This is a genomic window from Pseudomonas sp. 37 R 15, from assembly GCF_900004865.1.
Classification (GTDB): domain Bacteria; phylum Pseudomonadota; class Gammaproteobacteria; order Pseudomonadales; family Pseudomonadaceae; genus Aquipseudomonas; species Aquipseudomonas fluorescens_AM.
The window spans coordinates 1-21,656 of sequence record NZ_CVTV01000048.1; the positions used below are offsets into that span (position 1 = coordinate 1).

22 protein-coding genes are annotated in these 21,656 nt (G+C 61.5%); 14 read left to right on the plus strand and 8 right to left on the minus strand.

The features are described 5' to 3' along the window. The coding region (locus tag BFQ04_RS29840; protein ID WP_218187762.1) for a hypothetical protein at window positions 1–221 on the plus strand (221 nt) is incomplete at its 5' end. On the opposite strand, the gene BFQ04_RS14345 is transcribed toward BFQ04_RS29840, so the two are convergent. Further along, a complete protein-coding gene (locus tag BFQ04_RS14345; RefSeq protein ID WP_065951392.1) occupies window positions 185–1,678 on the minus strand; it encodes a CoA-acylating methylmalonate-semialdehyde dehydrogenase in 1,494 nt (497 codons plus the stop codon). The genes BFQ04_RS29840 and BFQ04_RS14345 overlap by 37 nt on opposite strands. Window positions 1,679–1,717: 39 nt before the next feature. Then, complete coding sequence (locus tag BFQ04_RS14350; protein WP_065951393.1) at window positions 1,718–3,067, minus strand: aspartate aminotransferase family protein; 1,350 nt, start codon at window positions 3,065–3,067, stop codon at window positions 1,718–1,720. A 126-nt stretch (window positions 3,068–3,193) separates the two neighbouring features. Here BFQ04_RS14350 and BFQ04_RS14355 point away from each other — a divergent pair, with 126 nt between their 5' ends. The 6 genes from BFQ04_RS14355 (at window position 3,194) to BFQ04_RS14380 (ending at window position 9,277) form a co-directional block, all read left to right on the plus strand. After that, the gene (locus BFQ04_RS14355) at window positions 3,194–4,114 is read left to right on the plus strand and encodes a LysR family transcriptional regulator (protein WP_065951394.1); all 921 of its coding nucleotides are present in this window, start codon (window positions 3,194–3,196) and stop codon (window positions 4,112–4,114) included. Between the two features lie 86 nt (window positions 4,115–4,200). Beyond that, the gene (locus BFQ04_RS14360) at window positions 4,201–5,595 is read left to right on the plus strand and encodes a uracil-xanthine permease family protein (protein WP_065951395.1); all 1,395 of its coding nucleotides are present in this window, start codon (window positions 4,201–4,203) and stop codon (window positions 5,593–5,595) included. 87 nt (window positions 5,596–5,682) lie between these two features. Next, window positions 5,683–6,342: a TetR/AcrR family transcriptional regulator gene (locus tag BFQ04_RS14365; RefSeq protein ID WP_065951396.1), complete on the plus strand. Its 660-nt coding sequence runs from the start codon at window positions 5,683–5,685 to the stop codon at window positions 6,340–6,342. A gap of 12 nt (window positions 6,343–6,354) precedes the next feature. Continuing rightward, the gene (locus tag BFQ04_RS14370) at window positions 6,355–6,936 is read left to right on the plus strand and encodes an IMPACT family protein (RefSeq protein WP_065951397.1); all 582 of its coding nucleotides are present in this window, start codon (window positions 6,355–6,357) and stop codon (window positions 6,934–6,936) included. 57 nt (window positions 6,937–6,993) lie between these two features. Next, window positions 6,994–7,680, plus strand: a complete 687-nt coding sequence (locus BFQ04_RS14375) for an SDR family oxidoreductase (RefSeq protein WP_065951398.1) — start codon at window positions 6,994–6,996, stop codon at window positions 7,678–7,680. A 238-nt stretch (window positions 7,681–7,918) separates the two neighbouring features. After that, entirely contained in the window at window positions 7,919–9,277 is a 1,359-nt protein-coding gene (locus tag BFQ04_RS14380) for an 8-oxoguanine deaminase (protein WP_065951399.1), read from the plus strand. 135 nt (window positions 9,278–9,412) lie between these two features. On the opposite strand, the gene BFQ04_RS14385 is transcribed toward BFQ04_RS14380, so the two are convergent. Beyond that, window positions 9,413–10,504: a calcium:proton antiporter gene (locus BFQ04_RS14385; protein WP_065951400.1), complete on the minus strand. Its 1,092-nt coding sequence runs from the start codon at window positions 10,502–10,504 to the stop codon at window positions 9,413–9,415. 193 nt (window positions 10,505–10,697) lie between these two features. Here BFQ04_RS14385 and BFQ04_RS14390 point away from each other — a divergent pair, with 193 nt between their 5' ends. Beyond that, on the plus strand, window positions 10,698–11,651 hold the full coding sequence (locus BFQ04_RS14390; RefSeq protein WP_043051475.1) for an adenosine deaminase: 954 nt from the start codon (window positions 10,698–10,700) through the stop codon (window positions 11,649–11,651). Between the two features lie 138 nt (window positions 11,652–11,789). Here the strand turns inward: BFQ04_RS14390 and BFQ04_RS14395 are convergent, their stop codons facing one another. The 3 genes from BFQ04_RS14395 to BFQ04_RS14405 all read right to left on the minus strand — a co-directional run bounded on the left by BFQ04_RS14395 (window position 11,790) and on the right by BFQ04_RS14405 (window position 15,009). Further along, a complete protein-coding gene (locus BFQ04_RS14395) occupies window positions 11,790–13,160 on the minus strand; it encodes an MFS transporter (protein WP_065951401.1) in 1,371 nt (456 codons plus the stop codon). Window positions 13,161–13,243: 83 nt separating this feature from the next. Next, entirely contained in the window at window positions 13,244–13,945 is a 702-nt protein-coding gene (locus BFQ04_RS14400; protein ID WP_065951402.1) for an ArsR/SmtB family transcription factor, read from the minus strand. Window positions 13,946–14,082: 137 nt separating this feature from the next. After that, window positions 14,083–15,009 (minus strand): LysR family transcriptional regulator, encoded by a 927-nt coding sequence (locus BFQ04_RS14405; protein WP_065951403.1) that lies wholly within the window; start codon window positions 15,007–15,009, stop codon window positions 14,083–14,085. Window positions 15,010–15,126: 117 nt separating this feature from the next. Here BFQ04_RS14405 and BFQ04_RS14410 point away from each other — a divergent pair, with 117 nt between their 5' ends. The 3 genes from BFQ04_RS14410 (at window position 15,127) to BFQ04_RS29680 (ending at window position 16,820) form a co-directional block, all read left to right on the plus strand. Next, window positions 15,127–15,420, plus strand: coding sequence for a putative quinol monooxygenase (locus BFQ04_RS14410; protein WP_065886502.1), 294 nt, complete (start codon window positions 15,127–15,129; stop codon window positions 15,418–15,420). Between the two features lie 67 nt (window positions 15,421–15,487). Next, window positions 15,488–16,501, plus strand: a complete 1,014-nt coding sequence (locus BFQ04_RS14415) for a zinc-binding alcohol dehydrogenase family protein (protein ID WP_065951404.1) — start codon at window positions 15,488–15,490, stop codon at window positions 16,499–16,501. 145 nt (window positions 16,502–16,646) lie between these two features. Further along, a complete protein-coding gene (locus BFQ04_RS29680; RefSeq protein ID WP_164485079.1) occupies window positions 16,647–16,820 on the plus strand; it encodes a hypothetical protein in 174 nt (57 codons plus the stop codon). Window positions 16,821–16,827: 7 nt separating this feature from the next. Here BFQ04_RS29680 and BFQ04_RS14420 read toward each other — a convergent pair whose 3' ends face one another. Further along, window positions 16,828–18,027 (minus strand): multidrug effflux MFS transporter, encoded by a 1,200-nt coding sequence (locus BFQ04_RS14420; RefSeq protein WP_065951405.1) that lies wholly within the window; start codon window positions 18,025–18,027, stop codon window positions 16,828–16,830. Window positions 18,028–18,112: 85 nt separating this feature from the next. Further along, entirely contained in the window at window positions 18,113–18,304 is a 192-nt protein-coding gene (locus BFQ04_RS14425) for a heavy-metal-associated domain-containing protein (protein ID WP_065951406.1), read from the minus strand. A gap of 146 nt (window positions 18,305–18,450) precedes the next feature. Between BFQ04_RS14425 and BFQ04_RS14430 the strand changes: the two genes are divergently transcribed. From BFQ04_RS14430 to cueR, 3 genes are all read left to right on the plus strand, one after another. Continuing rightward, window positions 18,451–18,819 carry a hypothetical protein gene (locus BFQ04_RS14430; RefSeq protein ID WP_065951407.1) on the plus strand — a complete coding sequence of 123 codons (369 nt, stop codon included), beginning with the start codon at window positions 18,451–18,453 and terminating at the stop codon, window positions 18,817–18,819. A 79-nt stretch (window positions 18,820–18,898) separates the two neighbouring features. Then, window positions 18,899–21,091 carry a heavy metal translocating P-type ATPase gene (locus BFQ04_RS14435; protein WP_065951408.1) on the plus strand — a complete coding sequence of 731 codons (2,193 nt, stop codon included), beginning with the start codon at window positions 18,899–18,901 and terminating at the stop codon, window positions 21,089–21,091. Beyond that, window positions 21,088–21,489, plus strand: a complete 402-nt coding sequence (gene cueR, locus BFQ04_RS14440; RefSeq protein WP_065951409.1) for a Cu(I)-responsive transcriptional regulator — start codon at window positions 21,088–21,090, stop codon at window positions 21,487–21,489. Before BFQ04_RS14435 ends, cueR begins: the two co-directional genes overlap by 4 nt. Window positions 21,490–21,656 lie beyond the last annotated feature (167 nt).

The following is a 21,656-nucleotide window of genomic DNA, read 5'->3' on the forward strand; positions in this document are numbered from 1 at the left end:
GAAAACTACTTAACTCATTGTTTACCAAGGAGTTTTCCGTTTCGACTGCGTCGGAAGTGGGGCGAATTATAGGCGCACAGAATCTGCCGTCAACCTTCTTTTTCACATTTCTGTCATATAAGTCAAAAAAGCCCGGAAACGCAAAGGCCGGCCCCAAAGGGGCCGGCCTTTCACTTACCCCGCTTTACAAGCTGGGAAAAGCAAACTGCGAGGCTTCATGACTGGCCCGCTGCGGCCAACGCTGGGTGATCGCCTTGCGACGGGTATAGAAGCGCACCCCATCCGGCCCATAGGCGTGCAAGTCGCCAAACAGCGACCGCTTCCAGCCACCAAAGCTGTGATAAGCCACAGGCACCGGCAGAGGAACGTTGACCCCCACCATGCCCACTTCGATCTCATCACAGAACAGACGCGCCGCCTCACCGTCACGGGTGAAGATGCAGGTACCGTTGCCGTACTCATGGTCGTTGATCAACTGCATCGCAGCTTCCAGGCTAGCCACACGCACCACGCACAACACCGGCCCGAAGATCTCTTCTTTATAGATACGCATCTCGGGGGTCACGCGATCAAACAGGCTGCCACCGAGAAAGAACCCTTCTTCATGCCCGGCGACGCTCAAGCCACGACCGTCAACAACCAACTCGGCTCCCGCCGACACCCCCTCTTCTATATAGCCGCTGACCTTATCCCGCGCCTGCCCCGTCACCAACGGCCCCATATCCAGACCGCAAGTCGTGCCCGCACCGATCTTCAGCGCCTTGACCTGCGGCACCAGCTTGGCAATCAACGCATCCGCTACCTGGTCCCCCACACACACTGCCACCGAGATCGCCATGCAGCGTTCACCGCAGGAACCATACGCCGCGCCCATCAAGGCGCTGACTGCGTTATCCAGGTCAGCGTCCGGCATCAGCACCGCGTGGTTCTTCGCGCCACCCAGTGCCTGCACGCGCTTGCCGCGCTTGGTCGCTTCGCAATAGATGTACTCGGCAATCGGCGTCGATCCTACAAAGCTCAGCGCTTTTACCTCGGGCGCCTCGATCAATGCGTCCACCGCGCCCTTGTCACCCTGCACCACGCTCAGCACGCCTTTAGGCAGACCCGCTTCCTGCAACAATTGCGCGATCAGCAACGTCGAACTCGGGTCACGCTCCGACGGTTTGAGGATGAAACAGTTACCGCACACAATCGCCAGTGGATACATCCACAACGGCACCATTGCCGGGAAGTTGAAAGGCGTAATACCCGCCACTACGCCCAGCGGCTGGAAATCCGACCAGGCATCAATGTTCGGGCCCACGTTGCGGCTGTATTCGCCCTTGAGAATCTCCGGCGCCGAGCACGCGTACTCTACGTTCTCGATCCCGCGCTTCAACTCACCGGCGGCATCCTCCAACGTTTTGCCGTGTTCTTCGCTAATCAGCTGCGAGATACGCGCTTCGTTCTGCTCCAGCAACTGCTTGAAACGAAACATCACCTGCGCACGCTTGGCCGCAGGCGTATTACGCCAGGCCGGGAACGCCGCCTTGGCCGAGTCGATCGCCTGTTGAATGGTTTCGCGACTGGCCAATGGCACCTGGTGAATGACCTGGCCGGTGGACGGGTTATACACATCGGCACTACGACCGCTGTCATTGACCAATTCACCGTTGATCAAATGCTGGATAAGGCTCATGCAGGGCTCCTGAAAAGTTGTTCTATATAGAAGGAGAAATCAGTCGATCTTGTTCAGCACTTCACCGACCGCGTCGAACAGGCGATCCAGGTCCTGCGGCTTGCTGTTGAAGGTTGGCCCGAACTGCAGGGTGTCACCGCCAAAGCGCACGTAGAAACCGGCTTTCCACAGCGCCATGCCGGCCTCGAACGGACGCACGATGGCATCACCGTCACGCGGGGCAATCTGGATGGCTCCGGCCAGGCCGTAATTACGAATATCAATAACGTTCTTGCTGCCCTTCAAGCCATGCAGCGCATTCTCAAAGTGCGGTGCGACGTCGGCTACGCTCTGCACGAGGTTTTCCTTCTGCAGCAGGTCCAGTGCCGCAAGGCCGGCCGCGCAGGCCACCGGGTGCGCCGAGTAGGTGTAACCGTGGGGGAATTCCACTGCGTACTCAGGCGTCGCCTGGTTCATGAAGGTGTGATAGATCTCGCTGCTGGCAATCACCGCGCCCATTGGAATGGCGCCGTTGGTGACTTGCTTGGCGATGCACATCAAGTCCGGGGTCACGCCAAAGCTGTCGGCGCCGAACATCGAACCGGTGCGGCCGAAACCGGTGATCACTTCGTCGAATACCAACAGGATGTTGTGTTGATCGCAAATCTCGCGCAGGCGCTTGAGGTAGCCCTGCGGCGGTACCAACACGCCTGCGGAACCGGCCATTGGTTCGACAAATACCGCAGCGATGTTCGACGCGTCATGTAATTCGATCAGCTTGAGCAGCTCATCGGCCAGCGCGATACCGCCCTGTTCCGGCATGCCACGGGAGAAGGCATTACTCGCCAGCAACGTATGCGGTAGGTGGTCAACATCCATCATTGCCTGACCAAACAGCTTACGGTTACCGTTGACGCCACCGAGACTGGTGCCGGCAATGTTCACCCCGTGATACCCACGGGCGCGGCCGATCATCTTGGTCTTGGTGGCCTGGCCCTTCAGGCGCCAATAGGCGCGCACCATCTTCACCGCGGTATCGGCGCACTCGGAGCCGGAGTCAGTGAAGAACACATGGTTGAGGTTGCCAGGGGTCAGATCGGTAATCTTTTCCGCCAGTTGAAAGGACAACGGATGACCGTATTGGAAGCCCGGAGAGTAGTCCAGGGTGCCCAACTGCCGGGCCACCGCTTCCTGGATTTCCTTGCGCGTATGCCCGGCGCCGCAGGTCCACAGGCCCGACAGCGAGTCATAGACCTTGCGCCCCTTGTCATCGGTCAACCAACTGCCTTCGGCGGCCACGATCAGACGCGGATCGCGCTGAAAGTTACGGTTGGCGGTATAAGGCATCCAGTGAGCATCCAGCTTGAGTTGGCTGGCCAGGGATGATGGGGCGTTTTCCGGCATGTTCATCAGCAAAACCTCGCAAGGCAAAAGGCAGCGTCGGGATTGAAAGAGCGTGGTTGCGGCTAAATTGCCACGGGGATAAAGTCGGTGAAATCCAACTTTTCTAACCTTCAGTCAGGACTTCACTAAACTATGAACAGCCGTCGCCCCGACCCCCTGGCCCAGGTCAGCGACTTTGATATCCGCCTGCTGCGCATCTTTCGCAGCGTGGTGGAGTGTGGTGGCTTTTCGGCTGCGGAAACCGTACTGGGGATTGGTCGCTCGGCCATCAGCCAGCAAATGAGCGACCTGGAACAACGCCTCGGGCTGAGGCTCTGTCAACGCGGCCGCGCGGGGTTCTCGCTGACGGAAGAAGGCCGCGAGGTTTATCAGTCGGCGTTGCAACTGTTGAGCGCCCTGGAAAGTTTTCGCACCGAAGTCAATGGCCTGCACCAGCACCTGCGCGGAGAGCTGATCATCGGTCTCACCGATAACCTCGTCACCCTGCCCCATATGCGCATCACCCACGCCCTGGCGCAATTGAAGGAACGTGGCCCGGATGTGCAAATTCAAATCCGCATGATCGCCCCCAGTGAAGTCGAGCAAGGTGTCCTCGACGGCCGTCTGCATGTCGGCGTGGTGCCCCAGGCCAGCGCGTTGTCCGGCCTGGAATACCAACCGCTGTACAGCGAGCGCTCGCTGCTTTATTGCGCGGTCGGCCATCCACTGTTTTATGCCGACGACAAGCAACTGGACGATGCGCGTCTCGACAGCCAGGACGCCATCGCCCCCACCTTCCGCTTGCCCGCCGAGATCCAGGCCCATTACCAGGCGCTCACGTGCACCGCCAGCGCCTCGGACCGAGAGGGCATGGCGTTCCTGATCCTCACCGGGCGCTATATCGGCTATCTGCCCGACCATTACGCCAGCCTCTGGGTGCAACAAGGCCGGCTGCGCGCGCTGAAACCGGCGACACGGTTTTACGATTTGAGCCTGGCATCGGTCACGCGCAAGGGCCGTCGCCCCCATTTGGTGCTGGAAAGTTTTCTGGAAAGCCTGGCGGCAACCCGCTAACAGGGCCTCGCACAAAAAGTTGAGCAGGTGGACAGTTTTTTGCAAGGCACAAGGACCTTGAACCGTCCGCCGCGAGTTGACCCGCCATGCCACCAGAATCCTCCTGCCCCAACGACTTGCTCTACGGCCTCGATGATCGCCCCAAACCACTGCCCGCCCTGCTGGCCGCCCTGCAACATGTGCTGGCCGCGTTTGTCGGTATCATCACGCCGCCCTTGATCATCGGTTCCACCCTGGGACTCACCGCGCACCTGCCCTACCTGATCAGCATGGCGCTGATGGTCTCCGGCGTCGGCACGTTCATCCAGGCGCGCAGGCCGTTCGGTATCGGCGCCGGGATGATTTGCCTGCAAGGCACCAGCTTTGCGTTCCTGGGCGCGGTGCTGTCCGCCGGTTTCCTGGTCAAGCAACGCGGCGGCAGCCCTGAGGACATCCTGGCGATGATTTTCGGCGTGTGCTTTTTCGGCGCCCTGGTGCAAATCGTGCTGAGCCGTTTTATCGGCCAACTGCGCCGGGTCATCACGCCCCTGGTGACCGGGATCGTGATTACGCTGATCGGCATCAGCCTGATAAAAGTCGGCATCACCGATCTCGGCGGCGGGTTCAACGCCGCCGACTTCGGCGCCCCCATCAACCTGGCCCTGGGCCTGTTCGTGGTGCTGACGATCATCCTGCTCAACCGCTCGAACACGCCTTGGGTACGCCTCTCGGCCATCATCATCGGCCTGGCCCTCGGCAGCCTTGCCGCCTGGTCCAGTGGCAAGCTGGTGCCCCAAGCATTGCCCGACGTGCCTCTGCTCAGCCTGCCCGTGCCGTTTCGCTTTGGTTTCAACTTCGACTGGAGCGCCTTCCTGCCAATCGCGCTGATTTATCTGATCAGCAGCATCGAAACCGTCGGAGACCTCACTGCCAATTGCATGATCGCCCGCCAACCCATCAGCGGTGCGTCTTATATAAGCCGACTCAAAGGCGGCGTGCTGGGCGATGGCGTCAGTTGCATGATTGCCGCCACGTTCAGCGCCTTCCCCAATACCACCTTCGCGCAAAACAATGGTGTGATCCAACTCACCGGTGTGGCCAGCCGCTATGTCGGCTTGTACATCGGCGTAGTGTTGGTATGCCTTGGGTTGTTTCCCATGATCGGCGCGGTGTTGCAGCAAATCCCCAAACCGGTGCTGGGCGGTGCGACCCTGGTCATGTTCGGCAGCGTCGCCGCAGCCGGGGTGCGCATCCTGGCCCAGGCGCCGCTGGACCGACGCAGCATGCTGATCATCGCCACCTCCTTCGGTGTCGGCCTGGGCATCGCCGCCCAGCCCAACCTGCTGCACTTGATGCCAACCCTGGTGCAGAACCTGTTTGACTCCGCTATCACCAGCGGCGGCCTCACCGCCATTGTGCTGTGCCTGCTGTTACCCGAGGCCAAAACCGCCCACGCCGTAGCAAACCACACGCCCGAAAGCGACTCCCTGGAATCGCTTTGACGGTTTTATTGCATCAACACTTGTCTGAGGCTTGAGGGTGGGGTATCTGTGCACACGTCGCCTCCATCGATCAGCACGGAAACCTCCATGAGCCTCGAAGTTCCTGCCCACAGCAACCACGCCGGTAAACCCGCCAGCCGCATTCGGCAAAAGAACGAACAAGCGATTCTCCAGGCTGCTGAGGATGAATTCGCGCGCCATGGCTACAAGGGCACCAGCATGAACACCATCGCGGCCAGTGCCGGGCTGCCCAAAGCCAACTTGCACTATTACTTCACCAACAAACTGGGCCTGTACATTGCGGTGCTCAGCAATATCCTGGAATTGTGGGACAGCACGTTCAACGCGCTGACCGCCGAAGACGATCCGGCCGTGGCCCTCTCCCGGTACATCCGCACCAAGATGGAATTCTCGCGACGCCAGCCACAGGCCTCACGGATCTTCGCCATGGAGATCATCAGCGGCGGCGAATGCCTCACCGAATATTTCAGCCAGGACTACCGTGCCTGGTTCAGCGGCCGTGCAGCCGTGTTCCAGGCCTGGATCGATGCCGGCAAGATGGACCCCATCGACCCGGTGCACCTGATCTTCCTGCTATGGGGCAGCACCCAGCACTATGCCGACTTCGCCACGCAGATCTGCCGCGTCACCGGTCGCACCAAGCTGACCAAGCAGGATATGGAGGACGCCGGCACCAATCTGATCCATATCATTCTCAAAGGCTGCGGCATCAAGCCGGCCTCCTGAACGAAGCGACTTATGCCATTCACGCTGACAGGCTTTTGCGAATTTCGTGAAGAAATACGCAAAAGCCGCTTTATCACCCTGGCGGCGCCGATTACCAGCGCGCACGACGCCCAGGTATTTATCGAGCAGCACAGCGACCTTAACGCGACGCACAACTGCTGGGCCTGGAAACTGGCCGACCAATACCGCAGCAACGACGACGGCGAACCCGGCGGCACCGCCGGACGGCCGATCCTGGCGGCCATCGAGGCGCAGGGATTTGATCAAGTCGTCGTGCTGGTGATTCGCTGGTACGGCGGGATTCAACTGGGCACCGGTGGTCTCGCCCGTGCCTACGGCGGCGGCGCGAATAAATGCCTGCAGAATGCCGAGCGCATCGAGCTGATCAGTCGTGTACCGCTGAGGTGCGCCTGCGGCTTCTCCGAATTGAACCTGCTGAAGCTGCGCGTTGCCGAACTGGACGGGCTGGTCGTGGAAGAAACCTTCACCGCCAACGGCGTGGAGTTGCAACTGGCCCTGGGCGAAGCCCACATCGACACCTTGCAAACCCAGCTCGCCGACCTGAGCCGGGGGCGTATCCTGCTGCAACGCTGAAACTGCTACTGTTGCTCACTGCAATTCCCTGAACCGCGACTCCAAAGGAAGCTTTTCATGTCTACGTCAAAAACCGCACTGATCATCGGCGCCTCGCGCGGGCTGGGCCTCGGCCTGGTCAAGCAACTGCTCCAGGACGGCTGGGACGTGACCGCCACCGTGCGTGACCCGAACAAGGCCGACGCCCTGAAAGCCGTGGGCCCGGTACAGATCGAAAAACTCGACATGGACGATCAGCAAGCCGTGATCGCCCTGGCGCAACGCCTCAAAGACCGTACCTTCGACTTGCTGTTCGTCAATGCCGGCGTCAAGGGCCCCGCGAACCAGGAGCCTGGCCACGCGACTCTGGCGGAAGTCGGCCAACTGTTTTTCACCAACGCCGTGGCCCCGATCAACCTGGCCCAGCGTTTTGTCGGGCAGATTCGCAAGGACACCGGGGTGCTGGCGTTCATGAGTTCGGTGCTGGGCAGCGTCACCATTCCCGACGGTTCGGACATGGCGCTGTACAAGGCCAGCAAGGCGGCGCTCAACTCCATGACCAACAGCTTTATCACCCAACTGGGCGAGCACAAGCCGACGGTGTTATCGCTGCACCCGGGCTGGGTGAAAACCGACATGGGTGGCGAAAATGCGCACATCGACGTCGAGACCAGCGTGCGTGGCCTGGTGGACCAGGTAAATGCCTACACCGGCAAAGGCGGCCATCATTTTGTGGACTACAAGGGCGACACCATCGCCTGGTAGATACACCGATTAACCTGTGGGAGGGGGCTTGCCCCCGATGGCGGTATTTCAGTCATATTTAGATTGGCTGATCCACCGTTATCGGGGGCAAGCCCCCTCCCACACTGACCGCGTCCGCTTGCCTGCACGTGGACCGACACGTAATCTAGCCACCTCGCCCTCCCCGGCGACCCTGGATCAGCAGACAGGGCAACACTGAGCTGGCAAACCTGAACCCATCATTCAGAGGAGCCGGCCAATGCCTGCGACCCGTATCTGGTTAAAAAACCCCCTCGCGATCTTCACCGCCAATGGTCTCGATGCCCGTGGCGGCCTGGTGCTGCAAGACGGCGTCATCACCGAAGTGCTGGCCCAAGGGCAAACACCTGCACAGCCTTGTGCGCAAATGTTCGATGCCCGCGAGCATGTCGTCCTGCCCGGGCTGATCAACACGCACCACCATTTCTACCAGACCCTGACCCGCGCCTGGGCGCCGGTGGTCAACCAACCGCTGTTTCCCTGGTTGAAAACCCTGTATCCGGTCTGGGCCCGACTGACCCCGGAAAAACTGGCCCTGGCGTCGAAAGTGGCCCTCGCGGAATTGCTGCTCTCGGGCTGCACCACGGCGGCGGACCACCACTACCTGTTCCCCGACGGCCTGGAAAACGCGATTGATGTGCAGGTCGAGAGCGTGCGCGAGCTGGGTATGCGCGCCATGCTCACCCGCGGCTCCATGAGCCTGGGCGAAGCCGATGGCGGCCTGCCGCCGCAGCAAACCGTGCAACAGGGCCAAGTGATCCTCGACGACAGCCAACGCCTGATCCGTGAATACCACGAGCGCGGCGACGGCGCGCAGATCCAGATTGCCCTGGCGCCCTGTTCGCCGTTTTCCGTCACCCCCGAAATCATGCGCGCCAGTGCCGAACTGGCCACCTCGCTCGACGTGCGCTTGCACACGCATCTGGCGGAAACCCTCGACGAGGAAGACTTCTGCCTGCAGCGTTTCGGCCTGCGCACGGTGGATTATCTCGACAGCGTCGGCTGGCTCGGCCCGCGCACCTGGCTGGCCCACGGCATTCACTTCAACCCGGATGAAATCGCACGCCTGGGCGCTGCCGGCACCGGCATCTGCCATTGCCCGAGTTCGAATATGCGCCTGGCCTCCGGTATCTGCCCCACCCTCGACCTGCTCGCTGCCGGTGCCCCCATCGGCCTGGGTGTGGACGGTTCCGCTTCCAACGACGCCTCGAACATGATCCTGGAGGCGCGCCAGGCCCTGTACATCCAGCGCTTGCGTTACGGCGCGGAAAAAATCACCCCTGAAGGTGTGTTGGGCTGGGCGACCAAAGGCTCGGCGCAGTTGTTGGGCCGTACGGATATTGGAGAGTTGGCTGTAGGCAAACAGGCTGATCTGGCGCTGTTCAAACTCGATGAACTGCGCTTCTCCGGAAGCCACGATCCGATTTCAGCGCTGCTGCTGTGCGGTGCCGATAGAGCGGACCGGGTGATGATTGCGGGTCAATGGCGGGTCATCGATGGACACGTGGAGGGCCTCGACCTGAAAGGCCTGATCGCCGATCACACCCAGGCAGCCCGCCAACTGATCGCCGGAACCTAAGCCGAATACAGTCGAAAATGTGGGAGGGGGCTTGCCCCCGATGGCGGTGTTTCAGTCCTCTGTAAGCTGGCTGACTCACCGCTATCGGGGGCAAGCCCCCTCCCACACTTGGTTTATAGTGCTTTTGAAATCGGCTTACAGCCCCAGCAGCGACAGCATGATAAAGGTCGCAAACAGCACGAAATGCGTCATGCCCTCGATGGCATTGGTTTCACCATCATTGAGGTTGATCGCACTGACAATCAGCGTAATAAACACCATCACCGTCTGCACCGGCGTCATCGCCATCTGGAATGGCTGACCGGTGTAAAGCGCCATGGCTTCCATCACCGGCACCGTCAGAATCACCGTCGACAGCGACGCACCCAGCGCGATGTTCACCACCGACTGCATGCGATTGGCCAAGGCGGCGCGCAGTGCCGTAAGAATTTCCGGCGCGGCGGAGATAGCCGCCACGACGATCGCGGTGATGACCGGCGGGGCGCCCGTGCCCTCCAGGCCCAGGTCGAGGGTTTTGGACATCACCTCAGCCAACGCACCAATCACTATCACACCAAACACCAGGGTGCCGATCGAGAACGCGAGGTTCACGGGCTGCGCGTGCTCTTGCTCGGTTGATTTCTTGCGGCGTTTTTCCGGGTAGCTGTAGCTGAAGAAATAACTGTGTGGACCTACCTGCATTCTCAGGAACAAGGTGTAGAGCACCACCATCGCACCGATGGTGAAGGCCGAGTAAATTTTCCAGTCGGCCTCGGGGATAAACTCCGGCACCACCATCGACACGCCCATCGCGGTGAGAATCATCACGCTGTAGGTGCGCGCTGAGTCATCGTTGTAGGACTGCTCGCCGTGCTTGATGCCGCCCATCAGCGCGGCCAGGCCGAGAATGCCGTTGATATCGAGCATTACCGCCGAATAGATGGTGTCGCGCACCAGTGTGGGTGAAGGCTCGTTGCTCATCATGATCGCCAGGATCACCACTTCCACCAGCACAGCCGCCAGGGTCAGGATCATGGTGCCGTAGGGGTCACCGACCTTTTCCGCCAGTTGTTCGGCATGGTGGGCCACGCGCATCGATGCCATCACAATAAACGCAATCAAGGCGAGGCCGGCGAGCAACGCCACTATCTGCCCGCTGTGGAGCATCCAGTGTTCCAGCGGGTAGGCGGCAATGGCGGCAATCAGCGCCAGCAGCATGAATTTTTCTTGCTTGAGGGAAGTGAGCATAGGGGGCCTTTAAGTACGGCAAATCAGTCATCGTTGGGGTACAGACTGCGCCACGCCGCTAACGTTTCGTTACACCTTAGTTCACGCCGCCCTTGTGCAAATAAATCAAATACTCTCCTGCTGGTCAGGTTTTGCCGATTATTTCAGCCATGGCCTGTAGAATACCGCCATTGCACCTGATGAGATTTTAGCTATGTACGATTGGCTCAACGCCCTGCCCAAGGCTGAACTGCACCTGCACCTGGAGGGCTCGCTGGAGCCTGAGCTGCTGTTCGCCCTGGCCGAACGCAACAAGATTGCGTTGCCGTGGAACGACGTCGAAACCCTGCGCAAGGCCTACGCCTTCAACAATCTGCAAGAGTTTCTCGACCTGTATTACAAGGGCGCCGATGTGCTGCGTACCTCCCAGGATTTCTACGACCTGACCTGGGCCTACCTGCTGCGCTGCAAAGCCCAGAACGTGATTCACACCGAACCCTTCTTCGACCCGCAAACCCACACCGACCGGGGTGTGCCCTTCGAAGTGGTGCTCAACGGTATCGCTGCCGCGCTCAAGGACGGCGAGCAGCAACTGGGGATTACCAGCGGCTTGATTCTCAGTTTCCTGCGTCACCTGAGCGAAGCCGAAGCCGAGAAAACCCTCGACCAGGCGCTGCCGTTCCGTGACGCGTTCGTCGCCGTGGGCCTGGACAGTTCCGAGATGGGTCACCCGCCGAGCAAGTTCCAGCGCGTGTTCGACCGTGCCCGTCACGAAGGCTTCCTGACCGTCGCCCACGCCGGCGAAGAAGGCCCGCCCGAGTACATCTGGGAAGCGATCGACCTGCTGAAAATCCAGCGCATCGACCATGGCGTGCGCGCCATCGAAGACGAGCGCCTGATGCAACGCATCATCGACGAGCAGATCCCGCTGACCGTGTGCCCACTGTCCAACACCAAGCTGTGCGTCTTCGACGACATGGCCCAGCACAACATCCTCGACATGCTCGAGCGTGGCGTGAAGGTCACGGTGAACTCGGACGACCCGGCCTACTTCGGCGGTTATGTCACCGAGAACTTCCACGCGCTGTACACCTCCCTGGGCATGACCCAGGACCAGGCCAAACGCCTGGCGCAAAACAGCCTGGATGCGCGACTGGTAAAGCCTTGACCGCTAATTACTGAATGAATGTAGGCTAAATGTGGGAGGGGGCTTGCCCCCGATTGCAGTCTGTCAGACAGACATGTATTGACTGATATACCGCTATCGGGTGGCAAGCCCCCTCCCACAGGGGCTTGATATTGTTTGTCAGACTTCGGACAACTCCTCCAGCGTCTTGCCCTTGGTCTCCATCCCAAACACCCACACCACCAGCGCCGCCACGGCAAAACACAACGCGCCCAAGGCAAACACCCCGCCCTGCCCGGTTATCGGAAACACCAGCCCGGTGACCAGAGGCCCCAGCAACGACCCCACGCGACCAATCGCCGACGCAAACCCGGACCCCGTTGCGCGTGCCGAGGTCGGATACAGCTCCGGCGTATAGGTGTACAACACCGCCCACATGCCAAACAGAAAGAACTGCATCAATAAGCCGGACGTAATCAGCAGCCCGACGTTGCCGCCGAACACCGCGCTCTGCCCATATAAAAACGCCATCACCCCGCCGCCCAGCAACGTCACCACGCACACCGGCTTACGTCCCCAGCGCTCGACCAGCCACGCCGCCATCAGGAAACCGGGTATCCCGCCCAGGGAAATGATCACCGTGTAATACACCGATTGCGTCACGGCAAAGCCTGACTGCTGCAGCAACGCACTCAACCACGAAGTCAGTCCGTAGAACCCGAGCAGGGCAAAGAACCACACGCTCCAGATCATCAAGGTGCGTTGACGGTACTGGGCCGACCACAACTGCTGGAAGGCCGAGAAAAACGTGCCTGGCGTACTCGCCACCCGCGACAAGGCGACAGGCTGCGGCAAGTCGGCGACCCCGAGGGAGTCGCGCACCTTTTGCTCGATGCCCAGCAGCACCTTGTCCGCCGCCTCGTGGCGCCCGGCCTGTTCCAGCCAGCGCGGCGACTCCGGAATGAAAAAACGGATCGCCAGCACACATACCGCCGGCACCGCCAGCACCAGGAAGATGTCGCGCCAACCCACCACCGGCAGCAGGAAGTAAGACAGCACCCCGGCAGCGACAAACCCCAGCGGCCAAAAACCATCCATCAACGCGATATACCGCCCGCGTCGCTTTGCCGGAATCAGCTCCGACAACATCGACTGTGCGATCGGAAACTCCATGCCCATGCCAATGCCCAGCAAGATGCGAAACAGCGTCAGGGTCTCGACCGTCTGCGCCGTGGAGCACAAGTAACTGGCAACGCCCCACAACACAATGCTCCACTGAAACACCGGCTTGCGCCCGAAGCGATCGGCGAGCATTCCGGAGAGCGAAGCGCCGACCACCATGCCGAAAAAGCTCGAACTGGCCAGCAACCCGGCCTGGGCCGTACTCAGGCCGAACTCGGCTTTGATCGAGCCCAATAGAAACGTCATCATCGCCAGGTCCATGGAGTCGAAGAAAAACGCCAGGGCAATGATGATGAAGATGATTCGGTGGTAACCACTGATGGGCAACCGTTCCAGCCGCTCTGCTGCGCTATAGCCCTGAGTTCCCATGCCCACCCCCAAAGTGTGAAAAACCCTGGCCGAGTGTGCGGCATCGTCTGCCCTGGCGATTGCTGGATGCGACCTGACCGAAACTAAGAGCGACGCTCGTGCACTGCGGCCAACCGGTTGATTTGCACAAGCCCGGCGTCGCTGACAGACAAGGCCCGGGACTCGCCGATGGCACTCACCCAGTTCGACTGCAAAAACAGCCGCAACAGCCCCGCGCCGAGCGCACCGCCGACATGCGGTTGCTGGTGGCTCCAGTCGAAACAGTCACAGACCAACGGCGACGAGAATGCCTGGATGAAAATACCCAGCTGCGCCAAATGCCGGGTGCCCTTGACCGTCACTTCTGTACGTTGTTCGTAGCGCTGGATCCACCCTGCCTGCGCCATCCGTTGGTACAGCCCGGCCGCCAGTTCACCGCCGAGGTGGTCGTGGCACACGCGGGCGCGACGCAACAGCAGCGGGGCCGGCAACGCGGGATGCTGAACATCCGGCGCAGTGCGCGCCGCACTCGCCATGGTTGTCGTCGCCAGCGCATCGATGGCGGCACTGACATCGGCTGCCGCCACGCGAAACAGCCGTTTACCCCGTCGCGCCTCGATCCGCAGCAGGCCGCTGCCGGTCAACCGCGCCAAATGGGCATTGGCCGACGCCGGCGACAGCCCGGCGAACGTCGCCAACTCCTCTGAAGATTTCGCCGAACCGTCCATCAATGCCCACAGCATTGCGGTGCGCTTGGGCTCGGCAAGCAAGCTGGCGATACGACTGATACATGGTGCCTGTTCCATCTTTCGACTCCCCGTTGAACCGTTTTTCTGCTGCGGTTGGCGCCAAAGTATAGGGGCCAAAACAGCCGGTTCCATGACGTCTTACAGCCTGGATACGGACAGCACTTGAGCGAAATGTCCTGCTTTGCTGGAGGCCATTACTTCACAGCGAATCGCTCCGACAACTGCTCCGTCAATGTCGCACAACGGGACACGAGCATTTCGCGCAGCAAGTTGACGGGCTTGCTCAACTGCGCACGGTGCGCGCACAGCAGGTTAAGCGGTGTACGCTCACCGCGCAGCTCCGGCAGGATCAAGCGCAGACGTCCGGCCACGACGTCGGTACTCACATCCAGCCAGGATTTGTAGGCAATGCCGACGCCCGCCACCGCCCAGCGGCGCACCACGTCGGCGTCGTCACTGACGCGATCGCCCGAAACCGTCAGGCTGACCTCGCGCTTGCCGTCATAAAAACGCCAATGGTCGTGTACACGGTCAGCGAGCATATAGAGCAGGCAGTTGTGCTGGGCCAGTTGCTCCAGATGCCGCGGTTCGCCGTGCCGGGCCAGATAACTGGGCGCCGCGCACAGCACCCGGACGTTTTCCGGGGCGATGGGCAGCGCAACCAGGCTGGAGTCCTCGGGTTCGCCATAACGCAAGGCGATGTCCACTGGCTGACGGTACAGGTCGGCAATGCGATCCCCCAGCAACAGGCGCACGCTCAGTTGCGGGTATTCACGCTGGAAATCATCCAGCCAGGGCAACAACTGATTGCGACCGAAATCCGAAGGCGCCGACAGTTGCAGCATGCCGCTGACATGGTCCTGCCCACTGGCCAGCAGGCGCCGCCCTTCATCCAATGAACTCAACGCGGCGCGGGCGTAGGTGAGAAAACCCTCACCTTCAGCCGTCAAGCGCAGACTGCGGGTGGAGCGTGCCAGCAAACGCGCGCCCAGCTGTTGTTCTATGCGCTTCAACGCAGCACTGGCCACCGCCGGGGACAGGTCCATCACCCGCGCGGCCGCCGACAGACTGCCCAGGTCCGCTGCCCGGACAAACAACTGCAAATCATCAAAGCGCAGCATCCATTTCCACCAATTATCAATTTTCTATTGAAACAGACCTTTGTTTTAGCCGCTTTTATCTGCGCTGGAAATAGCCAATCATCTGGCCATCCCGTTCCCTATCGACCCGGAGTTGATATGTCCACCGCCTTTAACGTCATCGCCACGCTGATCGCCAAGCCCGGCCAACAGGCCACCCTGGAAACCCTGCTGCGCGGTCTGCTCGAACCGACGCGCCTGGAAGCCGGTTGTGAACAGTACGACCTGCACCAGGATCTGCAACATCCCGAGACTTTCTACATGCTCGAGCGCTGGAGCGACGACGCGGCCCTGGCCGACCACGACCAGAGTGCGCATATCCAGGCGTTCCGGACCAAGGCCGCCGACGTGATCGAACACTTCGAACTCAAGCGCCTGAAGTTTCTCGCCTGACCACGCCCCTTTTTTGTAGGCGCGAGCTTGCTCGCGCCTACATTGACCGCATTTACTTGGAGAAATCATGAAAGCCATCGCCTATTACACCTCCCTGCCCATCAGCGACGTGAACGCCCTGCAAGACATCGAACTGCCCGAACCCGTCGCCGGGCCGCGTGACCTGCTGGTGGAGGTCAAAGCCATCTCGGTCAACCCGGTGGACACCAAGGTGCGCCAGAACGTCGCCCCGGAAAACGGCGCCGCCAAGGTGCTCGGCTGGGACGTGGCCGGCGTGGTCAAGGCGGTCGGTAGCGAAGTGACGCTGTTCAAGGCCGGTGACAAGGTGTTCTACGCCGGCTCCCTGGTTCGCCCGGGCGGCAACAGCCAATTGCACACCGTGGATGAACGCATCGTCGGCCATATGCCCAAGAGCCTGGGCTTTGCCGAAGCCGCGGCGCTGCCGTTGACCGCCATCACCGCCTGGGAGTTGCTGTTCGAACGGTTGCAAATACCCGAGGGCAAACAGGACCAGGGCCAGAGCCTGTTGATCGTCGGCGCAGCGGGTGGCGTGGGTTCGATCCTGACCCAACTGGCCAGCCAGCTCACCGCGCTGAAAGTCATCGGCACCGCTTCGCGCCCGCAGACCCAGGAATGGGCCAAGGCTCTGGGCGCCGACCTGGTGATCGACCATAGCCAGCCGCTGAGCGAGGCGCTCAAACACGCCGGTCACCCGCAAGTGACCCACGTCGCCAGCCTGACCCAGACCGACCTTCACCTGGACCAGTTGGTAGAAGCCCTGCAGCCCCAGGGCAAGCTGGCGTTGATCGACGACCCCAAGGCGCTGGACGTGAGCTCGCTCAAGCGCAAGAGCCTGTCGCTGCACTGGGAGTTCATGTACACCCGCTCGATGTTCGAGACCCCGGACATGATCGAGCAGCACAACTTGCTCAACCGCGTGGCCGCGCTGATCGACGCCGGCACCCTGAAGACCACACTCGGCGAGCACTTCGGCGTGATCAATGCGGCGAACCTGCGCCGTGCCCACGCGCTGCTGGAAAGCGGCAAGGCCAAGGGCAAGATCGTGTTAGAGGGGTTCTAGAAAACGGCTGTCAGTGTCGTCTGTTACTTCTGTAGGTAATGGACGACACCATTAGTCCGAGAGTTGACCTTTGTCATCTCTGGGAGCGCATGCGGGTTTATATTGGCCGCCTTTGCCACGATTCTTTTACGTGAGGAAGTCAGCAATGAAGATCCTGATAAAAGCGTTAGCAAAAAAATCCCAATGGGAGGTCCGCCTGGACCAGCGGTCGATTATTTTTCACACCGAAGCCGAGGCCCGTGCCTTTGTCGACACCTTGCAAGCCCGCATCCAGGCCCCCCACCGTTTTCCACTCAGCCAGCAACGCGCCGCCGGCTGATCGCCCTTCAGACCTGCGCCTGCGCCTGCGCGGCCCTTGCCCGTTGCAGGCGCAAGGTCGCCATCGCAATCGTCACCGCCAGCACCCCGCACAGGCTGATGACCATGGCCATCGGCATCGCCGTGCCGTCGTGCAACACCCCGACCAACGATGCCGCCCCCGCCGCCACACCGAATTGAATGCAACCGAGCAACGCCGAGGCGCTGCCGGCGCGCGCGCCTTGCCCATTCATGGCGCACGCCGAAGTGTTGGGCAGAATGCAACCCAGGCTGGCGATACAGATAAACAGCGGCACCAGCAACGGCCAGAGGGCTTCGGTGCGCAGTGCTGCAATCCCCAGCAGCGTCAGCGCCGCCGCCACGTAGACCCACACCGTACGCGAGAGCAAAAACGCCGGGCCGCGTTTGGCGAGTAACCGCGCATTCAACTGCGCCACCAGGATAAAACCGGCCGCGTTGGAGCCGAACAGCCAGCCATAATGCTCGGCGGGCACGCCATACAGTTTGATGAACACGAACGGTGAACCGGCGATATAGGCAAACATCCCGGCAATCGAGATGCCACCGGTCAGGGCGTAGCCCAGGTAAACCCGGTCCGACAACAGCGCGCCGTAACGGCGCAACGAGCCGGACAACGGCTGACGCGGCTGATGCGCCGGAAAGGTTTCCGGCAAGCCCACCGCCACCGCAATGGCCGCCATCACGCTGAACAGCGACAGCGCCAGGAAAATCGACTGCCAGCCCCACAGCCCCACCATCAGCCCACCCGCCAGCGGCGCGAGGATCGGCGCCAGGCCGGTGACCAGCATCAGTTGCGAATACACCTTGGCCGAGCCCACGGCGTCGCATTTGTCACTCACCACCGCCCGCGAGATCACCATGCCCGCGCAACCGCCGAGAGCCTGCACGAAGCGCGCACCGATCAGCCATTCCAGGGACGGCGCATAGGCACAGGCGAAGGACGCGAGGGTAAACAGTGTGACACCGCTGAGCAGCGGCACGCGCCGGCCAAAGCGGTCGGCCAGCGGGCCGTAGATCAATTGGCCGATGGCCAACCCACCGAAATACACCGCCAGGGTCAGCTGGACGTGTTTTTCGTCGGTCGCAAAAGCGCTCGCGATGGCCGGAAAGCCCGGCAGGTAAAAGTCGATCGCCAACGGCGCGAAGGCGCTCAAGGCGCCGAGGATCAGAATTATGCGAAGGTTCATCAGGCACCCAAGTGAGTCGGCAGCCTGACAGTCTAGCCGCGCTTGGGTACCTTGAACATTAAGATAGCTCGCTAACTATTAAAAATCAGACCACGGTGTAGCCTTCTTCCTTGATCAACTGTGCGATGGCTTCGCGCGCCAGCTGGCTTTGCACCCTGACCTGCTTCGCCGCAAGGTCGACCGTCACCTCGGCATCTGCATCCTGGCTCCGCACCGCCTGAGTCACCGCCCGAACGCAATGGCCGCAGGTCATTCCTTCAACATTGAATATTTGCATGACAAGACTCCTTGGATGAGGTTGAACCCAGCCTCGACCTTGCCATGATGGTAAGGTCAAGTTTAAGAAACGTCGGCCGGGCTGGTATTCGGCGGCGACGTCGGCCAAGCTTGAACTTTATCGATGTGACCCACGGAGCATTCGCCATGCGCTGGTCGTTTCTTGCCCTTGCCGGCCTGATGAGTTTTTCTGCCGTTGCCCCCGCTCAAGACTATGCGGTGCTGATCATTTCCCGGGAGCGCCTGGAAGTGCCGACCACCTGTGAAATCGGCTTGTATATCCAGGATCAACTGGCCGGCCGCCTGTTTCAGGAAGAGTCCACTTCATTCAACCTGCCTGCCGGCAATGTGTCACTGCGCCTGAAACTGCTGCCGGGGCAATCGCCAGGCTGTCTGCCCGGCATGCTCGCCCCGCCCGCCCAGAACATCACGCTCAAGGCCGGTGACGTGCGCAAGCTGCGTATCGCCCAGGGCCCGGATGGGATGTACCTCAAAGCCGCCGAGTTGGGATATTAAGCTGGGAAACCAAAGGCACTTGACCTTACCCACAGGTCAAGGTTGATCCTAGGGGCACTGTCTTCTGGAGGACTGCCCCATGAATGGAACCACCACCTTTGACCTGCCCATCGGCGGCATGACCTGCGCCAGTTGCGCCGGCCGCGTGGAGCGTGCGCTGGGCAAGGTGCCGGGGGTGCAACGTGTCAGCGTCAACCTGGCCAACGAGCGTGCTCATATTGAAACTGTCGGCCAGATGGATCCCGGCGTCCTGATCGCCGCCGTCGACAAAGCCGGCTACACCGCAAGCCTCCCCCAAGCTGAAACCACCACCCAGGCCGATCAAGCCCGGCGCCTGCATCGCGAACGCTGGGCGCTGATGCTGGCGATCGCGCTGGCGTTGCCCCTGGTGCTGCCGATGCTGGTCGAACCCTTCGGCCTGCACTGGATGCTCCCCGCCTGGGTCCAGTTCGCCCTGGCGACGCCGGTGCAATTCATAATCGGTGCGCGTTTTTACCGTGCTGCGTGGAAAGCCCTGCGCGCCGGCGCGGGCAATATGGACCTGCTGGTGGCGATCGGCACCAGTGCCGGTTACGGCCTGAGCGTCTATCAATGGCTCACCAGGCCCGCTCCGCATTTGTATTTCGAAGCTTCGGCCGTGGTGATCGCGCTGGTGCTGCTGGGTAAATACCTGGAGAGCCGCGCCAAGCGCCAGACCGCCAGTGCCATTCGTGCCCTCGAAGCGTTGCGCCCCGAGCGGGCAGTCCGTGTACGCGAGGGGCGCGAGGAAGAGGTCGCCATCACCGCGCTCACGCTCGGTGACCTGGTCATGGTCAAGCCAGGCGAACGCTTCCCGGTGGATGGCGAAGTCGTCGATGGCCAGAGCCATGCCGATGAGGCGCTGATCAGCGGCGAAAGCCTGCCGGTGCCGAAACGACCGGGCGACCGGGTCACCGGCGGCGCGATCAACGGTGAAGGTCGCCTGTTGGTGCGTACCCAGGCCCTGGGTGCGGAAAGCGTGCTGGCCCGGATCATCCGCCTGGTCGAGGACGCCCAGGCCGCCAAGGCACCGATTCAGAAACTGGTGGATAAAGTCAGCCAGGTGTTCGTCCCGACGGTGCTGGTAGTGGCACTGCTCACCCTGGCGGGCTGGTGGCTGTACGGCGCGCCCCTGGAGAGCGCAATCATCAACGCGGTCGCGGTCCTGGTGATCGCCTGCCCGTGCGCTCTGGGCCTGGCGACGCCGACGGCGATCATGGCCGGCACCGGCGTCGCCGCGCGCCACGGCATTCTGATCAAGGACGCCGAGGCGCTGGAGCATGCTCATGCGGTGAGCGCCGTGGTGTTCGACAAGACCGGCACCCTCACCTCTGGCGCGCCGAGAATCGCCCATCTCGCGGCGGTGGACGGCAACACGTCGCTGCTGCTGCAACAGGCGGGAGCGCTGCAGCGCGGCAGCGAGCACCCGCTGGCCAAGGCTGTGCTGGAGGCCTGTGACGAACAGGGTCTGGACCTGGCTGATGTCAGTGCCAGCCAGTCCCTGATCGGACGTGGCATCGCCGGCACCCTTGACGGTCGGCAACTGGCCCTGGGCAATCGACGCCTGCTCGAAGAAACCGGCCTTGACGCCGGCCCGCTGAGTCAGCGCGCGACGGATTGGGAAGCCGAAGGTCGCACCCTGTCCTGGCTGATCGAACAAGGTGCACATCCCCGCGTGCTGGGCCTGTTCGCGTTTGGCGACACACTCAAGCCCGGCGCACTGCACGCCGTGCAGCAACTCAAGGCGCAGCACATCAGCAGCCACCTGCTCACCGGCGATAATCGCGGCAGCGCGCGGGTGGTCGCAGAGGCTCTGGGCATCGACGACGTACACGCCGAAGTGCTGCCCGCCGACAAAGCCGCCACTGTGACCGCGCTGAAGAAAACCGGCGTGGTGGCCATGGTCGGCGACGGCATCAACGACGCACCGGCCCTGGCCGCGGCCGATATTGGCATCGCCATGGGCGGCGGCACCGACGTGGCCATGCACGCGGCCGGCATCACCCTGATGCGCGGCGACCCGCGCCTGGTGCCGGCGGCCCTGGAGATCAGCCGCAAGACCTACGCAAAAATCCGCCAGAACCTGTTCTGGGCCTTTGTGTATAACCTGATCGGCATCCCGCTGGCGGCCTTCGGCCTGCTCAACCCGGTGCTGGCAGGCGCGGCGATGGCGTTGTCCAGCGTCAGTGTGGTGAGCAATGCGCTGCTGCTGAAAACCTGGAAACCCAAGGACCTGGAGGATCTACGCCCATGAATATCGGCCAAGCCGCTCGCCAAAGCGGGCTGAGCGCGAAGATGATTCGCTACTACGAATCCATCGGCCTGCTCAAGGCAGCCCACCGCACCGAGAGCGGTTATCGCATCTATGGCGCCGAAGACCTGCACACCCTGGCGTTTATCAAACGCTCGCGGGACCTGGGGTTTTCGCTGGAAGAAGTCGGCAAGCTGCTGACCTTGTGGCAGGACCGGCAGCGCGCCAGCGCCGACGTGAAAGCCCTGGCGCGCCAGCATATCGAGGAGCTGAATCAGAAGATTCGCGAGTTTGAGCAACTGCGCGATACGTTGCAGGACCTGGTGGAACACTGCCACGGCGACCACCGGCCGGATTGCCCGATTCTCAAGGAGCTGGCTTCAGGCAAGTGCTGCACCTGACTGGCTGCACACAAATCCAATGTGGGAGGAGCTGGCAGTTTGTCAGTCAGGCATGCGTTGACTGATACACCGCCATCGGGGGCAAGCCCCCTCCCACATTTTGATCTTCATCTACCCGAACGTTACTGCATCCAGGGGCGAGCATTGGCCGGATTGTCCAATTCCTC